The 19,033-nt window shown below is 57.0% G+C and carries 15 protein-coding genes; 9 read left to right on the top strand and 6 right to left on the bottom strand.

Annotated features, from left to right (window positions below):
• Positions 1–3: 3 nt before the first annotated feature.
• From VN577_07405 to VN577_07395, 3 genes are all read right to left on the bottom strand, one after another.
• Entirely contained in the window at positions 4–2,577 is a 2,574-nt protein-coding gene (locus VN577_07405) for a FecR domain-containing protein (protein HWR14639.1), read from the bottom strand.
• Positions 2,574–3,113 (bottom strand): RNA polymerase sigma factor, encoded by a 540-nt coding sequence (locus VN577_07400; protein ID HWR14638.1) that lies wholly within the window; start codon positions 3,111–3,113, stop codon positions 2,574–2,576. The genes VN577_07405 and VN577_07400 overlap by 4 nt, the downstream gene beginning before the upstream one ends.
• A gap of 148 nt (positions 3,114–3,261) precedes the next feature.
• Positions 3,262–3,882 carry a hypothetical protein gene (locus VN577_07395; GenBank protein ID HWR14637.1) on the bottom strand — a complete coding sequence of 207 codons (621 nt, stop codon included), beginning with the start codon at positions 3,880–3,882 and terminating at the stop codon, positions 3,262–3,264.
• Positions 3,883–4,312: 430 nt separating this feature from the next.
• On the opposite strand from VN577_07395, the gene VN577_07390 reads away from it, so the two are divergent.
• Both VN577_07390 and VN577_07385 read left to right on the top strand, forming a co-directional pair.
• Positions 4,313–7,387: an acyl-CoA dehydratase activase gene (locus tag VN577_07390; protein HWR14636.1), complete on the top strand. Its 3,075-nt coding sequence runs from the start codon at positions 4,313–4,315 to the stop codon at positions 7,385–7,387.
• Positions 7,351–8,673: a hypothetical protein gene (locus VN577_07385; GenBank protein ID HWR14635.1), complete on the top strand. Its 1,323-nt coding sequence runs from the start codon at positions 7,351–7,353 to the stop codon at positions 8,671–8,673. Before VN577_07390 ends, VN577_07385 begins: the two co-directional genes overlap by 37 nt.
• Here the strand turns inward: VN577_07385 and VN577_07380 are convergent.
• Together VN577_07380 and VN577_07375 are read right to left on the bottom strand one after the other, a co-directional pair.
• Complete coding sequence (locus VN577_07380; protein HWR14634.1) at positions 8,670–9,425, bottom strand: hypothetical protein; 756 nt, start codon at positions 9,423–9,425, stop codon at positions 8,670–8,672. The genes VN577_07385 and VN577_07380 overlap by 4 nt on opposite strands.
• Complete coding sequence (locus tag VN577_07375) at positions 9,422–10,348, bottom strand: BadF/BadG/BcrA/BcrD ATPase family protein (protein ID HWR14633.1); 927 nt, start codon at positions 10,346–10,348, stop codon at positions 9,422–9,424. Before VN577_07375 ends, VN577_07380 begins: the two co-directional genes overlap by 4 nt.
• 139 nt (positions 10,349–10,487) lie before the next feature.
• Between VN577_07375 and VN577_07370 the strand changes: the two genes are divergently transcribed.
• The 3 genes from VN577_07370 to VN577_07360 all read left to right on the top strand — a co-directional run bounded on the left by VN577_07370 (position 10,488) and on the right by VN577_07360 (position 13,772).
• Positions 10,488–11,969 (top strand): sodium:solute symporter, encoded by a 1,482-nt coding sequence (locus tag VN577_07370; GenBank protein HWR14632.1) that lies wholly within the window; start codon positions 10,488–10,490, stop codon positions 11,967–11,969.
• Complete coding sequence (locus VN577_07365; protein ID HWR14631.1) at positions 11,950–13,335, top strand: amino acid permease; 1,386 nt, start codon at positions 11,950–11,952, stop codon at positions 13,333–13,335. Before VN577_07370 ends, VN577_07365 begins: the two co-directional genes overlap by 20 nt.
• A 92-nt stretch (positions 13,336–13,427) precedes the next feature.
• Entirely contained in the window at positions 13,428–13,772 is a 345-nt protein-coding gene (locus VN577_07360) for a PilZ domain-containing protein (GenBank protein ID HWR14630.1), read from the top strand.
• A gap of 54 nt (positions 13,773–13,826) precedes the next feature.
• Here VN577_07360 and glgA read toward each other — a convergent pair whose 3' ends face one another.
• Positions 13,827–15,290, bottom strand: coding sequence for a glycogen synthase GlgA (glgA, locus tag VN577_07355; GenBank protein ID HWR14629.1), 1,464 nt, complete (start codon positions 15,288–15,290; stop codon positions 13,827–13,829).
• Positions 15,291–15,452: 162 nt separating this feature from the next.
• Here glgA and rsmA point away from each other — a divergent pair, with 162 nt between their 5' ends.
• From rsmA to VN577_07335, 4 genes are all read left to right on the top strand, one after another.
• A complete protein-coding gene (gene rsmA, locus VN577_07350) occupies positions 15,453–16,289 on the top strand; it encodes a 16S rRNA (adenine(1518)-N(6)/adenine(1519)-N(6))-dimethyltransferase RsmA (protein HWR14628.1) in 837 nt (278 codons plus the stop codon).
• A 60-nt stretch (positions 16,290–16,349) separates the two neighbouring features.
• Positions 16,350–17,165 carry an AmmeMemoRadiSam system protein B gene (amrB, locus tag VN577_07345; protein HWR14627.1) on the top strand — a complete coding sequence of 272 codons (816 nt, stop codon included), beginning with the start codon at positions 16,350–16,352 and terminating at the stop codon, positions 17,163–17,165.
• A gap of 21 nt (positions 17,166–17,186) precedes the next feature.
• Positions 17,187–17,966, top strand: coding sequence for a carboxypeptidase regulatory-like domain-containing protein (locus VN577_07340; protein ID HWR14626.1), 780 nt, complete (start codon positions 17,187–17,189; stop codon positions 17,964–17,966).
• A 229-nt stretch (positions 17,967–18,195) separates the two neighbouring features.
• Positions 18,196–19,032 (top strand): COX15/CtaA family protein, encoded by an 837-nt coding sequence (locus tag VN577_07335; GenBank protein ID HWR14625.1) that lies wholly within the window; start codon positions 18,196–18,198, stop codon positions 19,030–19,032.
• Position 19,033 lies beyond the last annotated feature (1 nt).

Here is a 19,033-nt window from a genome sequence, read left to right as displayed (position 1 = left end):
TATTTACGGAGTTTGCCTGTTAGTTGTTCCTTTGGAAAACAAGGAAGTGAGAGCCAGCCAGTCAAAGCCGATGAACCGGCTGTTCGTAATGGCCTCGATCTGATTCTCTCTTCCCCATCCGCAGATTACGCTCGGCCGTGAATCGGCTGCCAATTCCTGTAACACCTTAGCTTGCTGGCCGTTAACCACCGACGTCAGCGGCTGCAAAATCGGAGCCAGGTTCTGGTACGCAATCACGGAATAGTTGGCGTTTTCGTCCTTCGGCAACAGCGCCTTGAACTCGCCTGATCTCGCCAAAGAATCCCCGGTTGCACGAACTCGCAGGGTATTCATCACGGTCGCGCGATCCGGACCCGCAATCATGTATCCAGCACTGTAGGTGTAGTAGAAGGGCTTGGCTTTCGTGCTCCTCGGCTGCAGAGTGTAGTACCTTTGGCCGTTCACATCTTCAGCCTTCAGGTCCAGCCCCGGCTTCCCATGCTGTTGTGCCTCCTGGTTGAAGCTACCCACCAGCGTTTCCAGCGAAGCCTGCAGTCTGGCGGCATCATGAACTTCGATAACCAGCTTCCAGGATGGCATCGGAAGCACCGGCCCATCCAGCGCGAACACAATATCACCGCCGAAGTGTGCGGCCAGGTCTTCCCGAATACGCAGCCTGAGTTTGGACTCCGCCTCAGCGAGGTGCGCCTGCTGTTTCGCCGGATTGCCACCCATGCTGAAGATATCCGTCATAATCGCTTGCGGATCTTTCGCCAGCAATGCGATCGCGACCGAAGCATTCCGCGAGACGAACTCAAGTGACCCCATCGGTGCCGGCGCTGCGAGCCACGAAGGAACTCCATAACGCTGGCCTGCAAAGTCCAGCACCATACGGTTCTCGGGAACTTGGTTCAGTTCGCGGTGTTCAAGCACCAGGTAACGCATATTTTCGAGCCCGGTTCTCGCCATCGCCACCTGTGGCCGCCCCTGCTTCACGTGCCGGGCTTTCTTCTCGGCGATCAGCGTCTTCAGGTCGGCTGCGAATACGAACCCCGCGCCACGGTTGTAAGCTTCCAGTAACCGTTGCCCGAATGCGGTCTTGTCCAGTCCCGCTGCACTTGAATTCAACTGCGCATTCACTTTCGCCAGGGCATTGCCGTGATTGCCGGAGAACACAACCTCGTTCTGCCGGATCAATGCAATCAGTCCTCGATAGCCCGCAGGTACCGTCCCAAGCTGCGCCTCGTCGATCACAAGCATGTCAGGTTGGCCGTCGGAGCTTTTGAACTGTGATTGCAGGAATTCACGCAAGCCCGGGCGCTCCACTTCAGCCACGATTGCCATACCCGATTCCGGCCCACCGAAACCGACCACCACCACTTCGTTCCCCAGATAGTCGCTCAAGGCCCGAATCTTCGCGATGGTTTCGTTCATCTTCGCCGCCGCGTGCGCATCGCCGTGAGTAAACCACTCACGAAGCGCCGCGCTCTGCTCGATCTGGTCCTGGAAGATTCTGTTCGCGTCTTCCAGCGCCTGTCCGGCATTAGGAAGACTTGCATAGATCACCGCATCGGCTGGCATTCTCCCCAGCAATCGACTTTCGTATCGGGGAGCTGGCAGAGTTACCTGTTCGAGTTTCTTCTCGAGCTGCTTAAATTGCGCCAGCAGTTCCAGGTGCTTCGAGAGATCCTTGCTCCAGGCGAGTTCCGAAGCCGCGGAAACATTGGCCATGTTCTCGCCCGTAGCGACCTGATCACCCGCGTGCAACAAATCGTCACTCCCACCATGTTGCACTTCAACGGCGCCTTCAACCACGAACACACGGGTTCCCTTCACGCCGGCATTCACGGAAAACACAGTGCCGGTGACAGCTACACGAGAATCGGGCGTCTTTACATACAAGTGTCCCGAGTCTCGCTTTGCCGCTTGGATGATCACGGCCCCACGATCGAGTGCAATCGTCGTGTCCCTTCCACGCGCCTTCACCGCCAATTCGCTCCGCTCCCGGACTTCCACCAGCGACCCATCGCTCAATCTCACATACGCGTGGGAATCCGAAGCCGTCCGCAGAACGTCACCCTCATTCAGCACCTGCCCCGCCGTTACAACGCGATCTCCGTTCGGGGTCACCAGGAATGCTGTTCCTTCAAGTGACTGCAACGTGCCGCGCGCTCCTGCGGGCACTGCGAAGTACGCGTTGTTGACGTAGAAACCTAGCACCGCGAAGATCACTACTGCCGCAGCCAGTGCCCAGCGTGGCCATGCCGCCGACGTTTTAGCAGACTCCACCGGAGCCCACTTCAGCACCTGCGCGCTCTCGCGGCCTTCGGCTTTCCGCCTGCAGGAAACGCAATCGCGAAGATGTGCTTCCACCAGCAGCATGCGCTGCCCGGAAAGCGCTCGGTTCGCGTACGCCGGAAGCAAGCGCACCACGTCCTCGCAGCCATGGATAATCTCCGGCGCTTCAACCTCCGCCGACTGCATCTTCTGCCACAGGCGGCCTGTGGCGCTGTTTACTTGCTCATCAGTCGGCTGATCGTTCCGCATCGCGTTGATCGCCGCATCCAGATCTTGCCTATCTTTATTAGTCCCGTTCATCGTTCGCCTCGCATGAAACGCTGAAAGTCTTTCTTCAGCTTCGCCCGGACTTGGTGCAGCCTTACGGCAACGACCGCCCGCGACGTCCCTACAATGCGGGCAATCTCACCGTTGTCCTTCTCTTCAATGAACCGGAGAACAAACATCTCCGCCGCCACTGGACTCAGCCCAGCCAATGCCTTCCTCAGCCAGGACTGCAGTTCTTGCCTATTCAGTTGACGTTCCGGAGAAAAGTGCGGCGAAACCGACGCCAACTCCGACGCCGATTCCAACTCCATCTCGCCCTTGCGCCGCCGGATTACATCCAGCGCTCCGTTGATCGCTGCGCGATACAGATAGCTCTCTGCGTTTTCGATCTGGTCCTGCCCTGCGCTGGCTAGCCGGATGAATACCGACTGCACCACATCTTCGGCATCGGCCATGTTACCGGTGATCCGGTAAGCGGCACGCAGCACGCGTTTGTGATGGTTCCAGAACAGTTGCTCGAGCATCATGGACGCTTGGGTAGTCGTAATTGAGTCGCAGGCGGCCGCCATTCGACCTCCGGGTTCAGCTTTCATAACGATGACTCTCGAAACGGAGAATTATTAACGAGTGCCTGCTAGAAAGTACGTGAAAACACCGGACATAGTTCCACCTGCCGCCTTTTCGGTGCAGGCGAAAAACTCATTTTAGAAGGAATAACTAGGGCTTCGAGGCGCTGATCGCCTGATCGTAGGGATAAGCCGCGAAGACGATCGCCGCTGTGTAGGAACCAATCAAAATTGCCTTGGCCGACTCAGGAAGCTTTTCCATCGAATCGTAATACATTGCGGTGCAATTCGGATTGCCAAACCCTTCTATGACCGCCACCGTCCCACTCTGTAGCTCGATCACCTTGCCTCCGGCTTTCACCGTCACCGGCAGTTCACGGGCGTACACATAACCCTTGCTGCCCTCCACCTGTATCTCGTATTTCGTGAACTTGCCCGCTGAACCGACGTTTACCGGAGCCACCGAACCGCAGTTACCCAGGTTCGTCTGCACCTGCTCATCCGTGTTCACGAATAACCCGCCACTATCCAGCACAAGTTCGAAGGGATTGCTGTAACGAAAACTCGTATTCTTAACCGCATAAATAGAGGTGGAGTTTATTTTCAGATTCGCCGTCCCGTTGTCCGCTACCTTAATCACCGATCCAGCGGTAACCGCCAGGGAATCCTTCACGGCTATGCCGTCGACCTGCACATCTCCCTTTACGTAAAGCATGCCTACCGTCGACGCGGAGCAATAGCTCAGCATCGACAACACAAGCATGTTCGCCATGGAATATCGAAGAATCTGGTTTCGCAAATCTCCCCCTGAAGTCCGTTGCTGAAATCGTATCGCTAAACGCAAGGGATGCAGATATTTACGTTGGTACCTTCACTTTCATGGAAGGCAAATCGTTTGACTGATAACTACTCTCGCCGATTGCTTTTGCGGCTCGTTTGCCATCTGGAGTGCCATCAATTCGCAAGCGCTTCCCCGCGTCTCATGCGTCCTTTACGGCACCACAACAGCGATTTCCGCAAATATTTTTTCCTTCGCACCATCCGCTCGGTGTCCCCATTCACCAGCCGTTTTACACCAATGAATGTTGGTTCTATGCCGTTCAATTGCTTCCCTTCACGACGTCGATAACGTGCTCACACCCGCTCGTGCTCTATGTCACAGACCCCTAAGACATATGTCTCTTAAATCCGGTTGAGCCCTTATGAGCATTAATATCGGATTAGACATAGGAGCTGTCAGTTTGAAACTGGCGGCCATGGGAACGCCTGAAGATGTGCCCGCCATTCGCCGGCTCACCCAGGCAAACAAAGAATTCTTCCCTGCTGCATTTCCCGCCAACACCGATTTCTCTGAACGGCCACTGGTGCTCTCGAAATACCGTCGCATCCAGGGGAGTCCGATTCAGTCCACCTTCGACCTCCTTCGCGAACTGTATGAGCACGTTCCCGAAGAGACCGTGGAAGGCATTCGTGTCACCGGATCCGGCAGCCAGTTGATCGCCAAAATCCTCGGCATCTATTTCGAGAACGAGTTTCGCGCCGTTGCTAAGGGTGTCCGCACGTTTTATCCCGAAGTACGGACTGTCTTCGAAATGGGAGGCGAATCGTCGAAGTACATCCGCCTCGAGCCCACCAACAAGTCGCGTTATCTCGGAATCACCGACTACTCCTCCAGTGGTGACTGCGCTGCGGGTACCGGCTCCTTCATCGATCAGCAGGCCACTCGCCTACTTTATAAGGTCGACGAAGTTGGTCCTGTCGCTTGCGGAGCCTCCTGCGCCGCTCGCGTCGCCGGTCGCTGCTCCGTCTTCGCCAAGTCTGACATGATTCACGCCCAGCAGAAGGGCTACACCACGGACCAGATCCTTCGTGGCCTCTGCGACGCCGTCGCGCGTAACTTCAAGTCCGCCATCGTGAAGGGACGTGCCGTCACCACACCCGTCGCTTTCATCGGTGGCGTTGCGCAAAACGAGGCGGTCAAGAAAGCCATGCAGGAGGCATTCAAGCTTAATGATGGCGACTTTCTCGTCCCGCAATTTCACGCTTGGATGGGTGCTCTCGGCGCCGCCATGTTCGAATCCGAGGAATGGCGCAAGCGCACTTTCAAGCGCATTCACCAACTGAAGCAGCACACGGGCAAGCAGAACTTCGCGTGCAGTGACCCGCTCTCCATGGAGAAGGTCGTCATGCTCCGCGATCACGTGAAAGATCCGCCGCTGCCGCCCGCCGGCACTAGGGTCCCTGCTTATCTGGGAATTGACATCGGCTCCGTCAGTACCAACCTGGTCGTCATCGATCAGCACGGTAATCTTCTCCACGAAATCTATCTACGCACGCAGGGACGTCCCATCGAGGTCGTTCAAAAGGGTCTTCAGGAAATCGAGGAACTCATAGCCGACCGCCTCGACATTCGCGGCGTTGGGACCACCGGCTCCGGACGTGAACTGATCGGCGAACTCATCGGTGCCGACACCGTCAACGACGAAATTACCGCCCATAAGACCGGCTCCACCCACGTCTGTCATATCCTTGGCATGAAGCCCGTCGACACCATCTTCGAAATCGGCGGACAGGATTCCAAGTTCATTCGCCTCGACAAGGGTGTAGTCGTCGACTTCACCATGAATGAAGCCTGTGCCGCCGGAACCGGATCCTTCCTCGAAGAGCAGGCAGAAAAGCTGGGCATCTCCATCAAGGGCGAATTCGCTCAGCTGGCACTTGATTCGAAGAATCCTGCCCGCCTGGGCGAACGCTGCACCGTGTTTATGGAGCGCGACGTCACCAGCCTGTTGCTCAAGGGCGCGGAAGTAGGCGATCTCGCCGCCGGGCTGGCGTATTCAGTCGTGTTGAATTACCTCAACCGGGTCGTCCGCGGAAGAAAGATCGGCGATGTCATCTTCTTCCAGGGCGGAACCGCATACAACGATGCTGTCGCCGCTGCTTTCTCTCAAATTCTTGATAAGAAGATCATCGTCCCGCCGCACAACGGCGTAATTGGCGCCATCGGCATGGCCCTTATCGCCCGCGATAAGATGGCGAGCTCGAGCCAGCCCAGCAAGTTCCGCGGTTACGACCTTGAACGCGTGGACTTCACTACCCGCGAGTTCGTCTGCCAGGCCTGCTCGAACTTCTGCGACATCAAGGAATTCAAGATCGAAGGCAACAAGAGCTACTGGGGCGACAAGTGTTCCGACAAGTTCCGTAAACGCGCCCGAACCGATCGAATCCCCGTCATCGAAGATCTGGTCGAGTTCCGCGATAAGGCCCTCGAGGAAGTACTGCGTCCGCCTCGCGGCGGCAAGACAATCGGTATCCCGCGCACCATGTTCTACTTCGACCGCTTCCCCTTCTGGTGCGCTTACTTACAGGAACTCGGATTCGACGTGGTCACGTCGCCGCAAACCGATCGCAAGATATCGGCCGTGGGCGACGAGATGGCTGTGGCACAGCCTTGTTTTCCCGTTAAGGTGGCGCACGGGCACGTTCAATATCTGGTCGACAATGGTACCGACTACATCTTCCTCCCGAACACGGTCAATCAGGAGTCGCCGAACGACGGCAGCGAATCCTTCCTCTGTCCGTGGAACCAGACGCTCCCGTTCGTAGTCCGCTCCACTTCACAGATGGAAGCTTACGCTGACCGCGTCCTTGCGCCGACGGTCCATTTCAAACTCGGCGTCGAGCACGTAAAGAAGGAACTCGGGCATTATGCGAAGGAAGCCTTGGGAATCAGCAAGCGCGTTAGCGACCGCGCGGTAGATTCTGCCTACGCAGCCCAAAAACAATTCGCCCAGTCGCTCTTGTGGAAAGGCGCCGAAGCACTGCAGCTTCTCAATAACAGCGACGAACCTGCTCTGATCCTCATTGGCCGCCCTTACAACATCTACGACCGAAGCGTGAACTGCGACATCCCCCGCAAGTTGCGGACCCAATACGGCGTCAACGTTGTACCGCTCGACTTCCTCCCGTTGGAAGATGAGGATATTTCGGAATACAACGACAACATGTATTGGAATTCCGGCCGCAGGATTCTCGCTGCCGCGAATATCGCGCGTCGCAACCCGAACCTGCATCTTGTGTTCATTTCGAACTTCAAATGCGGCCCCGATTCCTACATCAAGTCCTTCGTCGACGATGCCGCCGGTAAACCTGGCCTCATCCTGCAATTCGACGGACACGCCAACGATGCCGGGTTCATCACCCGTTGCGAAGCATATCTCGATAGCAAAGGATTCTTACGATGCCCATCCGCCACAGCCACAGCAGTCGCCGGATAAGCGCCGACCATCAGCTCGCCGGAAAGACCGTTTACGTACCTGCCATGGCCGAAGGCAGCGTCGAGTTGTTCAGTGCCGTTTTCCGTTGGCTCGGAATCGACGCTCATCCAACGCCGCCTTCCACCGAGCGCACGCTCGAACTGGGCGGCAAGTACACCAATGGTGATGAATGTTATCCGGCGAAGATCACCGTGGGAGACTTCGCCCGCATTCTCGAACGGCCCGGGGTCGATCCTTCCAAAACGGTCTTATTCATGGCGACCGCTCAGGGTCCATGCCGTTTTGGGCAGTACGCTCCTTACCTCCGTAAGATCCTGCAACAATCGGGACACGACACCGTCCAGGTACTCTCGCCAACTAGCCAGAACGGCTATGCCGGTTTCGGCGACTTCGGCGGTGATTTCGTTCGCGCTGCCTTCCGCGCCCTTGTCATTGCCGATATCTTCCGCAAGGCCTTGCTGAAGACACGTCCGTACGAGACCACGCCCGGCGCAGCCGATAAGGCCTTTTGGGACTCCATCGAGGACATGTCCCACGTGATCGAGGGCATGTGTGGAGACACCGGTTGCGCCATGAAACAACTGGTCCAAGGCATGGAGCGCGCCAGCGACCGTTTCCGTAAGGTTCCCGCCCACTACACAACGGATGGCGTACTGATTGGCGTCGTCGGCGAGATCTTCTGTCGCCTGAACAATTTCAGCAACGACGACCTCGTCCGCAAACTGGAAGGTTACGGCGCCGAAGCCCGGCTCAGCGACATCGCCGAGTGGATCTCTTACACCAACAACGAAGTCAGCCGGAAGCTCATCATGGTCGGTCGCGGAATGTCCCTCAGCATGCTCAAGGAAAAGATCCGCGCGTACGTGCAGCACTCAGATGAGCACACACTCGCAAAACCTTTTCACGAAGATTTCATCGGGTACGAAGAGCCACCCATTGCTGAAGTCCTTGAACTCGCCTGGCCCTATCTTCCCGCCAACGGCGCACTTGGAGAGATGGTGTTGAGCGTCGGAAAAGCCGCGTGGCTGGCCAAAAACGGCGCCGATGGCATCGTCGACATCAGCCCCTTTACCTGCATGAACGGCATCGTGAGCGAAGCCATATATCCCAAGCTGAGCAAGGACTACGGCGGCATCCCGATCCGCAATTTCTACTTCGACGGCACTCAGTCCGACCTTGATCGCGACTTGGGCATCTACATGGAACTGGCTCGCTCTTATAAAGAGAAGAAGCCTCATGAGCGGAAGTACCCAGCTTGTTTCGGAGCGGAAGTAGCCGCAGATTAACGCGCGCGGTGTTGAATTTCCGCCATCAGGTAAGTCTTTACGCTCTGCGGCAGGTTCGAATGGAAGAGCGCGTCCCGCGCAACATCCGCAGGCAACGTGTGTGCCAGTTGTAGCGCTACCGCCATCGGAGTGTTTGCGTTCCGCAGCAATGCGCATCTCACGTCGGTTCGTAAACTCCACTTCGGATGCCTTGCGATCATCTCCACGAACCGTATGTCGATCTCATCTTGCATCAGTGTGCGAATGATGCACGCCTCAACCAGGTATGGATTCAGCAGGGCCGTCTCAACAACCCGTAATTCCTTGTCCCGGAGAAGCGCCTCTGCCACCCGCGTTGGACCGCGCTTCGCAAGCGTGATCCGTTCTCCGAGCGAAAGCTGTTCCACCTTGTCCACCAGGATATGTTCGATCGCCATTTTCACATCGGCGGGAACCGCCGGTTGCATGGCCACCGTCATAAGTTCGAACGGAAACAGATGCCGCGCCACTGGCAGCGACACGAATCTTGGCGTTCGCGGATGCGACACGATGCCCACGATCACAGCCCGGTTCTTCATGGCGTTCGCATTCTTGGAAAGGTCCTGCAACGCCGTACCGGGCAGATCACGACGGGCGAGAAATGCCTTCGCAAGGTCCTCTGTCAGGTGCGGATTCGAGGCGACAGCGCGAAGATCATCCTCCGAGTGGCTGTGCAGCAACCGCTCGATCAGCGCGAAATTGGAGTCTGGCGCGCGCTGAGTCCCTGGATTCATTTCTTCGCTCCGGCAGCAGGCACCTGCTTGCGTGCCAGCCAAAGTGCCCCGATCACCGGATCAACGATCTTGAAGCAGACCGACGTTCGCTCCCATCCACGCCGAATCGTGTTGTAAAAAGCTCTTCGTACCTGCGACGAATGGGCGAAGATCCCACCGGCCACTCCAATCCGCACAAGCTCTTCCGGCTTCCAAAGCCTACGGACCACGATCAAAGCCAGCTTCGCCAATTCCTTTCCCGCGCGAGAAAGTACGTCAACCGCCACCTCGTCCTTGTCGTCGGCGGATTTCTGAACCACCGGGAACAGCTCTGCGAAACTCGGTGGCTTCGTCCCATTCACATGACGAATAAGGTCATCTCGCGTGCCCAGGTTCCATGTGTTTAGTACGCGCTCCAACAGCACCGTTTCGCGGCCTGCGTCGCACGCATGCATCACTTCAGCAATAGCTGTTCGCCCTATCCACTGTCCCGAGCCTTCGTCTGAAATCGCATGACCCCAACCGCCTGCGCGCGCCGTGTCGCCCTGAGCGTTGCGTCCGTACGCGATTGACCCAGTCCCCGCGATCGCAATCACTCCCGGTTGCGAGTGCAGCGTCGCTTCCATGGCGATCACCATGTCACCCACTACCACCACATCTGCTTTTGGCAGAAGCTGCCGGACAATCTGCGTAATCTTCGCGTTGACCTGTGGGTTCGCTGCTCCCGCTGCACCGACGCAAGCCGTCGTAATTTCGCGCGGGTCAACTCCCGCCACATCGCAGGCTTCCATGATCACCGATTGCAATGCGTCACGCGCTTTGTCTTCGCCGAGCCGAATGATGTTGCTGCCAGATGAGTTCGCGACCGCATACACAGATGCGTCGTCCCCGATGGCACAAGTCGTTTTTGTGCCTCCGCCGTCAATCCCGAGATAAAGGGGCATCGTAGCGTAGTTCTATCACAAGGAAGGCTGTTACCACATAGGGTCGGCGACCGATGTACGCCGGGTGATTACCTTCATCCGCTTGCCGGTTTCCTAGACACCCACCTGCCGAATGGGCTACCCTGCCCTGCAAACTGACATGGGCTTAAATGCGCTTGATCTCACTATCATTGCCGCCTATCTAGTCGGCATCACGCTCTTTGGACTGAAGTTCCGCAAGAAGGATCGGTCCCTCAAGGATTACTTCCTTGCCGACCGCAATATTCCCTGGTGGGCGATCTCGTTATCTATTGTTGCCGCGGAAACCAGCACCCTCACCATCATCAGTATCCCCGGTGTCGCCTATCGCGGCGACCTCACCTTCCTGCAAGTCGTTATGGGATACGTGGTGGGCCGCGTCATTATCAGCGTGCTGCTGATTCCTCACTACTTCCGTGGCGAACTCTTCACCGCCTATCAGTTGATGGAACGCCGTTTCGGCGGCCGTCTGCGCTCCCTCACCGCCTCTTTGTTCCTGATCACCCGTGCTGCCGCGGAAGGCGTTCGCATCTTCGCCGTCGCCATCGTCGTCCGCATTACTCTCGGAGGCCTACTCGGCGGATTCGACGATTTCACTCGCGATGTCATCGCCATCGGAATCGTCACGCTGCTCACGCTTATCTACACCTTCGAAGGCGGCATGACGGCCGTCATCTGGACCGATGTCGTTCAGATGTTCATTTACGTCGGCGGCACGATCGTCGGATTCGTGACACTGTTGCACCTCGTCCCAGGTGGATGGGGAACTGTAACCACCCTCGCCGGCGCCGGAAACAAGTTCCGCATCTTCGACTTCAGTCCTGACTTCTTCAAGGTCTACACGTTCTGGGCCGGTGTGATCGGCGGCGCCTTCCTCACCACCGCCAGCCATGGCACCGATCAGCTCATCGTGCAGCGCTTGCTCGCCGCCCGTACCGAGCGCCAGTCCAAAGTCGCTCTTATTTCCAGCGGCTTCGCCGTACTGATGCAGTTCACGTTCTTCCTCCTCGTCGGAATCCTGCTCTTCGCTTACTACAACACTGCAGCGTCCGGTCAGAAGTTCGCATCCTTCGACGAGATATTCCCCACTTTCATCGTGCAGCACATGCCACATGGAATTTCCGGCATTCTCATCGCGGCGATTCTTGCCGCGGCCATGTCCAATCTAAGCGCCGCACTCAACTCCTTGTCATCGAGTTCCATCGTCGATTTCTACGTTCGCCGGCACCCGGAAACCAGTGAAGCGAAACGCATGAAGCTCTCGCGGGTATCCACCGTCATCTGGGCGCTGATCCTGTTCGCCCTCGCCATCATGTCTCGCAACATCAAGGTCGTCGTGGAAGTCGGCCTGGCCATTGCCTCTGTCGCCTACGGTGCACTGCTCGGGGTCTTTCTCCTCGGCGTTCTCACCAAGCGCGCCAACGAACGCGGAGCCATGGTCGGACTGTTCGTCGGATTCATGCTGAACCTCTACATCTGGCAATTCACCACGATTCCGTTTACCTGGTACGTGATGATCGGATCGGTGGTAACGTTCACCGTAGGTCTTGTGGTGAGTCTTTTTACGGGTGAGGATAGGAAGGATGCACAGGCCGGCGCCTGAAGCCAGCACACGCGCTCTTGATCTGGCGCGCGACTTGAAAGTCAGCCATGCCACGGCCATTGTCGTCGGCACCATCATCGGCAGTGGCATCTTTCTCGTCCCGTCGGAAATGATGCAGGCCGTCGGCTCCTCCGGGCTGGTCTATCTCGCCTGGATCGTCGGCGGACTTCTTTCCTTCTTCGGTGCCCTCACCTACGCCGAACTCGGTGCCATGAAGCCCGAAGCCGGTGGCGAATACGTATATGTTCGCGACGGCATCGGCCCGCTCGGCGGCTTTCTCTACGGCTGGACCTACTTCCTGATCGCCAAGCCTGCCTCGTTGGCAACCATCGTCACTGGTTTCGTGCGTATCATTGGGACCTTCGCTCCGCTCTCCTTTCTGCCGAACCCGATCATCACCGCACCCATTCAGGTCACCTTCGGACATCTCGTCGCTGTTGGCGCTATCACAGCGATCGCGATTCTGAACTACATTGGCGTAAAGAAGGCTGGCGAGTTCCAGCTTTTCTTCACCATCCTGAAAGTTGTCATGATCGCCAGCATCATCGTCGGCGGATTCACTTACTCCCAAGGTGCGTGGGCGAACCTCGGCACCCGCTATGGTGCCGCCCTCGGCGGATTCGGCGGCTTCATGACTGCGCTCATCGCCGCGCTCTGGGCCTACGACGGATGGAACCTCGTCACCAACGTTTCCAGCGAAATCAAGGAGCCGCAACGCAGCCTGCCCATCGCCCTCATCGCTGGGGTCGCTATTGTGGGACTTCTTTATATGGGCGTGAACGCCGCTGTTCAGTTCGTCATGCCCGCCAATGCGATCGCCGCCTCGCCCCGGCCTGCATCGGAAGCCATGGCGATTGCCTGGGGTTCGTTCGGCGCGGGTCTCGTCTCCGCCGGCATGGCTCTCTCAATGCTCGTGACCTTGAACGGAAGCAGCATGACGGGCGCCCGAATTCCGTTCGCTCTCTCCCGCGACGGCTACTTCTTCCACTTCCTTGCGAAAGTCCATCCCCGTTTTCGGACGCCCTCCAACTCCGTCATCGTTCAAGCCGTGCTCGCCAGTTTGCTCGTCGTTCTCGGGGGCAATTTCCAGCAGTTGTTCTCGCTCGCGTTGTACCCGGAATGGTTGTTCTACCTTTTAGCCGCCAGTTCGATCTTCATCTTCCGCAAACGTAACCCCGATGCTCCTCGCCCCTACAAGACCTGGGGTTATCCCGTTGTTCCGGCCCTCTTTATCTTGGCCGCCGCCGTCGTACTCGTTTACACGTTCCAGGCCAAACTGGTGAATTCCCTGGTAGCAACCGCGGTAATTCTGGCTGGAATCCCTGTTTATTCCTACTTTTCCCGCCAGAGTCGCACCCATCTCTAGGGCCAAATTTTGTCCTTCCGTCGTTGTAAAACGGTACTGAGTCGCATAAGCTTTCGAATTGCATCACAGCACCTCTGCGACGCGGAGATTGAATGGGTAGCAACCCAAAAGAAGACCATCGGCGTGACAAACGGATTCCCGCCAAGGTTTCTGTCAATGTAAAGAACCACGACGGCTCGGTGCAGGATCTGGAAGCTCAGACGCGCGACGTCAGTGCGCGTGGAGTATTCATGTACCTGAGCAACCGCGTGGCGGAAGGCTCGGACCTTGAACTCGTATTTCCGATGCCCGGACCCTCTCCCGCGGAAGACACATGGGTTCGTTGCAAGGCGCGCGTGCTTCGTGTGGAAAAGACCGAAGTCGGAAATCGGTTCGGAGTAGCCGCCGTGCTTGAGAGCTACGAGCGCCTGGAAGACACGATCTCGGCCAACGCTTAGGCCGATGACGGCATTGATCGGGACCGCTAGGGCGGTCCCATTCTACTTTTCAAACTAACTCTGCAAAGCCGTATGTAGTTGAAGCACCTTGTCGTAAACCTTTACGTACTCTCGTGCTGACTGACCCCAGGAAAACTCTTTCGTCATCCCGTTCAGCATCAACTTCTTCCAGTTCGCCTGGTCTTTGAATGCCAGCACCGCATTGTGTACGGCGGTCATCATCGCGTCGCCGGTATATTCGCTGAACTTGAAACCCGTTCCCTTACCCGTTCGCGGATCCCATGCTTCCACCGTGTCGTCCAGGCCACCGGTCGCCCGCACAATCGGCACCGTTCCATATCGCATGCTGTAGATCTGGTTCAACCCGCACGGCTCATATCGAGACGGCATCAGGAACATGTCTGCGCCAGCTTCGATCTTGTGGGCAAGCTTGTTGTCGTAAGCTACTTTCACCGCAATCTTCTGCGGAAACATCCGGTTCAATCGTCGCAGCAGGTCTTCGTAATCTTTATCGCCGCTGCCCAGCACCGTCACGATCATCTCTTCCGCAGCAAGTCTGTCTGCAGCCTGCGAAATCAGGTCAAACCCCTTCTGCGATGCGAACCGCGACACGATTCCGATCACCGGCACCTTCGGATCAAACTGAGTCACGCCGAATTGCGCCAGCAGGTCCTTCTTGCATTGCAGCTTTCCGCGGACATCATCGTGTGAGTAGTTCACCGCAATGAACTTGTCCGTCTCCGGATTCCACTCTCCGTAGTCGACACCATTCAGAATCCCGCTCAGCGTCGCCGATCTCGCCTTCAACACGCCTTCCAATCCGAACCCAAACTCCGAGGTCTGAATCTCCGCCGCATATTTCCTGCTCACCGTCGTCACGTAATCGGCGAAGACGATCGCCCCTTTCAACAGGTTCACTTTTCCGTAGAACTCCAGTTTCCCGATCGTGAATAAGTCCCACGGAAGCATCAGCAGCGGAAGCGTGTCCGCCGGAAACACACCTTGGTATCCGATGTTGTGGATCGTGAATACCGTAGACGCCTTCTCCAGCACCGGATCTTCTTCGTAAATGCTGCGCAGCAATGCCGGAATCAGCGCGCTCTGCCAGTCGTGGCAGTGGAAGATATCGGGCACTCCCAGGATCTTGCATGCTTCCAGAACCGCCCGGCAGTACAGTGCAAATCGTTCAGCATTGTCGCGGTAGTCTCCCAGCGACGTCCCATAAAGCGCCTCGCGATCGAAGAACGGCGCGTACTCGATAAAGTAGAATTGCACGTGAGAGTGGGTCCCGCCGTCGATCACCGAGCAGAACCGGTATTTGTCGTCAAAAGGAACTGTCAGGCTGGGGATTACAGTTTTCGCATCGGTGGGAATTTTTGTCTGTTTATAACGAGGTAAGAAGACCGTTACTTGGTGGCCGAGTTTCGCTAGTTCCGGCGGCAGGGCGCCGACTACGTCCGCCAGGCCGCCAGTCTTTGCGAAAGGAACACACTCGGATGCCGCAAATACGATGTGCATCGAGGGATTTCCTCTCTTGATACCGACAACAGACCTCCACTCAGATCACGCAGTTCGCCGCAATCCGAATGGGCAAAGGGAGTCTAAATGCCGAAGGAAACAAGGGTCAATGCCTCTACAATATCTGTGAAGGTCAGCAGCAAACATGCAGAGAGCAGCGGCATGAAATCTCGCAAGCCGAAACTCGGCCAGCACTTCCTTGCCGATCACAAGGCCGCGGAAACCATCGTCGAAGCCCTCGGCGATATATCGGGTGAAACCGTGATCGAGATCGGGCCCGGCCGCGGAGCCATTACCGAACTCCTGCTCAAGCGCGCCGGACGACTCATCGTCATTGAACTCGACCACGTCCTCGCTGCCCAGATGCGCCTTAAGTACAGCCGCCTCGAGACTCTTGAAGTCGTCGAAGGCGACTTCCTTCGCATCGAGATCCCCACACTCCTTGGGCACAAGCCCGGGCTCCTCACCGACCGTACGCCCGGAAGTCCCGTCAAAACCGCCCGCGTCGTTGGCAATATCCCGTACTACATCACTTCCGATATTCTTCTAAAACTCTTCGACTGTCACAAGCATTTCGATCGCTTTGTGCTCATGATGCAGAAGGAAGTTGCCGACCGCATTCTCGCGAAACCCGGCACCAGCGATTACGGGCTCCTCTCCGCGACTGCCCAACTCTATACCCACGTCGAAAAAATACTCACGTTGCCGCCGGGCGCCTTCAATCCCCCGCCGAAAGTCCATTCCATGGTTCTGCGGTTTGAGACGGCCCCGCGATTCGAACAACTTGGCGTCCCTGAAAAAGAATTCATCGAGTTCCTGAAGCATTCATTCGGGCAAAAACGCAAGACTCTGGCTAACAACCTCAAGTCGCACTATCCGGACCTGAAGGCCGCCATGAAAGCTGCTGGCCTGAAGGAAGACGTCCGCGCCGAGGCCATCACCCTTGAGCAAGCGGCGAAGCTGTTCAACCGCTTGAGCCTCGTCGCCGCCGCATCTTGAACATATTCCCGCGCACATCCTAACCAGGTGTCGGATAATGTTGTCATCAGGAGTAGGACTATGAACGTCCATGTTCGTATGCCTGCCGTCGCGGGTCAGTTCTATCCCGGAAGCGCGGAGACTCTCCTCCGAGCTGTTCGTTCCTACACCAATGTCAGCGGCAACAAGTTGAACGCCATCGGCTGCGTCGCTCCTCACGCCGGATACATGTACTCCGGGCAGGTCGCTGGTGCTGTGTATGGACGCCTGAACCTTCCCTCTCGCTTTATCATCATGTGCCCCAACCACACCGGCTATGGAGCCCCTCTCGCCATCATGAGCGAAGGGCGTTGGCTCACCCCGTTGGGAGAAATCGAGATCGACACCCGTCTCGCCGCCGAACTCAAATCTGCGACACCATTGTTGACAGAAGACCTTGAGTCCCAGCGTCACGAGCACGCGCTCGAAGTCCAACTTCCCTTCTTGCAGGCCTTGGTCCCCAACTTTTCCTTCGTACCGATCACCGTAGGTACCAGCCGCTACGAACAACTCGTCGAACTCGGAGACGCCATTGGTACCGTGCTCTCGCGCAACGCCGAACCTGTCATGATCATCGCCTCCAGCGACATGAATCACTACGAAGCGGACTCCACCACTCGCGTAAAAGACCGCCGGGCCATCGATCGCGTCCTTGCTCTCGACACAAAGGGCCTTTACGACGTCGTGCTCCGAGAGAATGTCACAATGTGCGGCTTCGGACCCACTATCGCAATGCTTACAGCTGCCAAAAGGCTGGGTTCAACCTCGGCGGAGCTAATCCGCTACGCAACCTCCGGAGACGTCTCAGGAGATCGCGACGCCGTAGTCGGATACGCCGGCATCGCTGTTCTGCGTTAGGCGAATTACAATCGATGTGCAATGCGAATCACAGTCTTCTTCTGCTCGATACTGTTGCTCGTGGCGCTCAGCGCCTGCAATTCAAAGAGTGAATCAACATCAGCCACCAGTCAGCCTCAAGCCGGGCTCACACCCATCGACCCGGCAACTGCGGGAAGCATCTCCGGAAACGTGAAGTTCTCGGGTACGCTACCCAAAGCTCAGCAAATCGACATGTCACAGGATCCCGCCTGCGGCAACAAGCCGAATTTTGACGAGTCTTTTGTTGTCAGCAATGGTGCCCTGGCGAATGCCTTCATTTACGTGAAGAAGGGACTGGAAGGCCGTTCGTTCCCCGCGGTGTCCACGGTCGCAAAGATCACCCAGCAGAATTGCCGTTACACCCCGCATGTGATGGGTATCGTCGCCGGTCAACCAGTCCAGATCATCAATGCCGACCAAACCACTCACAACATTCACCCGATGCCGACGGCCAGCAAGCAGTGGAACGAATCGCAACTTCCCAATGATCAGCCGATCCAGAAGACGTTCAATAAGCCCGAACTCATGATCCCCGTGAAGTGCAACCAGCATCCCTGGATGCGCATGTACCTGAACGTCGTCAGCAATCCCTTGTTTGCCGTGACAGGACCGGATGGAAGGTTTGAAATCAAGGGGTTACCGCCCGGCGAGTACACCATCGCAGCCGTCCACGAGAAGATGGGCGAACAGGAAATGAAGGTCACCATTGGGCCCAAAGAGACGAAATCGGCCGACTTCGCCTTTGTGAATTCCCACGGGGTCGAACCTAGGTTGCAGTGAAGATTCCCATTTTGGGCCGCAACCACCAGCAGCAAACCTCATCTAAGTGACAGGTATCACAGGTCTTAGTGATACACTAAACGGTTGTTCCGGCGGGTCTGGAACAGCAAGAATAACGAGGAGCAGGCTTCTGCGTTCGTCGCTCACCACCCCGTATAACAAGGCGCATCATTATTACGCGCTGTTCACATCTTTCGCGACGTTCCTGCTGATCATCGCAGGCGCCCTTGTGACCAGCAACGATGCCGGCCTCGCCGTCCCCGATTGGCCCACCAGTTTTCATACATTCCGAATGCCCAGGATGGTCGGCGGAGTCCTCTACGAGCACGGACACCGCATGATGGCCGGCTTCACCATCCTGCTGACCCTCGGCATCACCATCTTCACGCTTATGGTCGACCGTCGTAAGTGGATGAAGCGTCTTGCAATAGGCGCGTTCGCCACCATCATCGTGCAGGCCATCCTCGGCGGAGTTACAGTGTTGCATCTGCTCCCGCCGATGGTTTCCACCGCGCATGCCATTGTCGGTCAGACCTTCTTCTGTATATCTGTTGCCATCGCGCTCCTCACCGGCCGTAAGTACACCGGTGAAGTTGAGCGGACCGCCGTCGATCGTCGCAAACCGTCGCTGATCAACCTTACGCTCCTTTCCGTACTTGTCCTCTATGTGCAGTTGGCGCTCGGCGGCATGTTCCGCCACAAGGGCATGAGTTGGGAACCACACGTCTTCAATGCAGCGGTAGTCGCCATTGTGCTCACCTGGACGTCGATACGAGTGCTCTCGTACTACTCGCAGGTTGAGTCGCTGAAGCGTCCTGCGGTCATGATGCTTGGACTCGTCATGGTTCAGCTTTGCCTCGGGTTCATCTCGTTCCTGACCAAGATCGTCTGGGGGCGTGATGCAGTTCAGCCCGAACCATTCATGGTTTGGTCCACCGTGGCACACGTAGCCGTCGGTGCCTTGCTCCTGGCAACGGCTGTTGTACTTGCCATCCAGGCTTGGCGTCATGTTCCGGTGTTGGGTGAAGAACGAGTCTCGAAAGGCGTGAAGGCGGTGACCGCATGAG

This window comes from Terriglobales bacterium, from assembly GCA_035561515.1.
GTDB lineage: Bacteria > Acidobacteriota > Terriglobia > Terriglobales > Acidobacteriaceae > DATMXP01.
The sequence above is the reverse complement of the archived record's forward strand: the minus strand, read 5'-3'. Positions and strand labels throughout refer to the sequence as shown.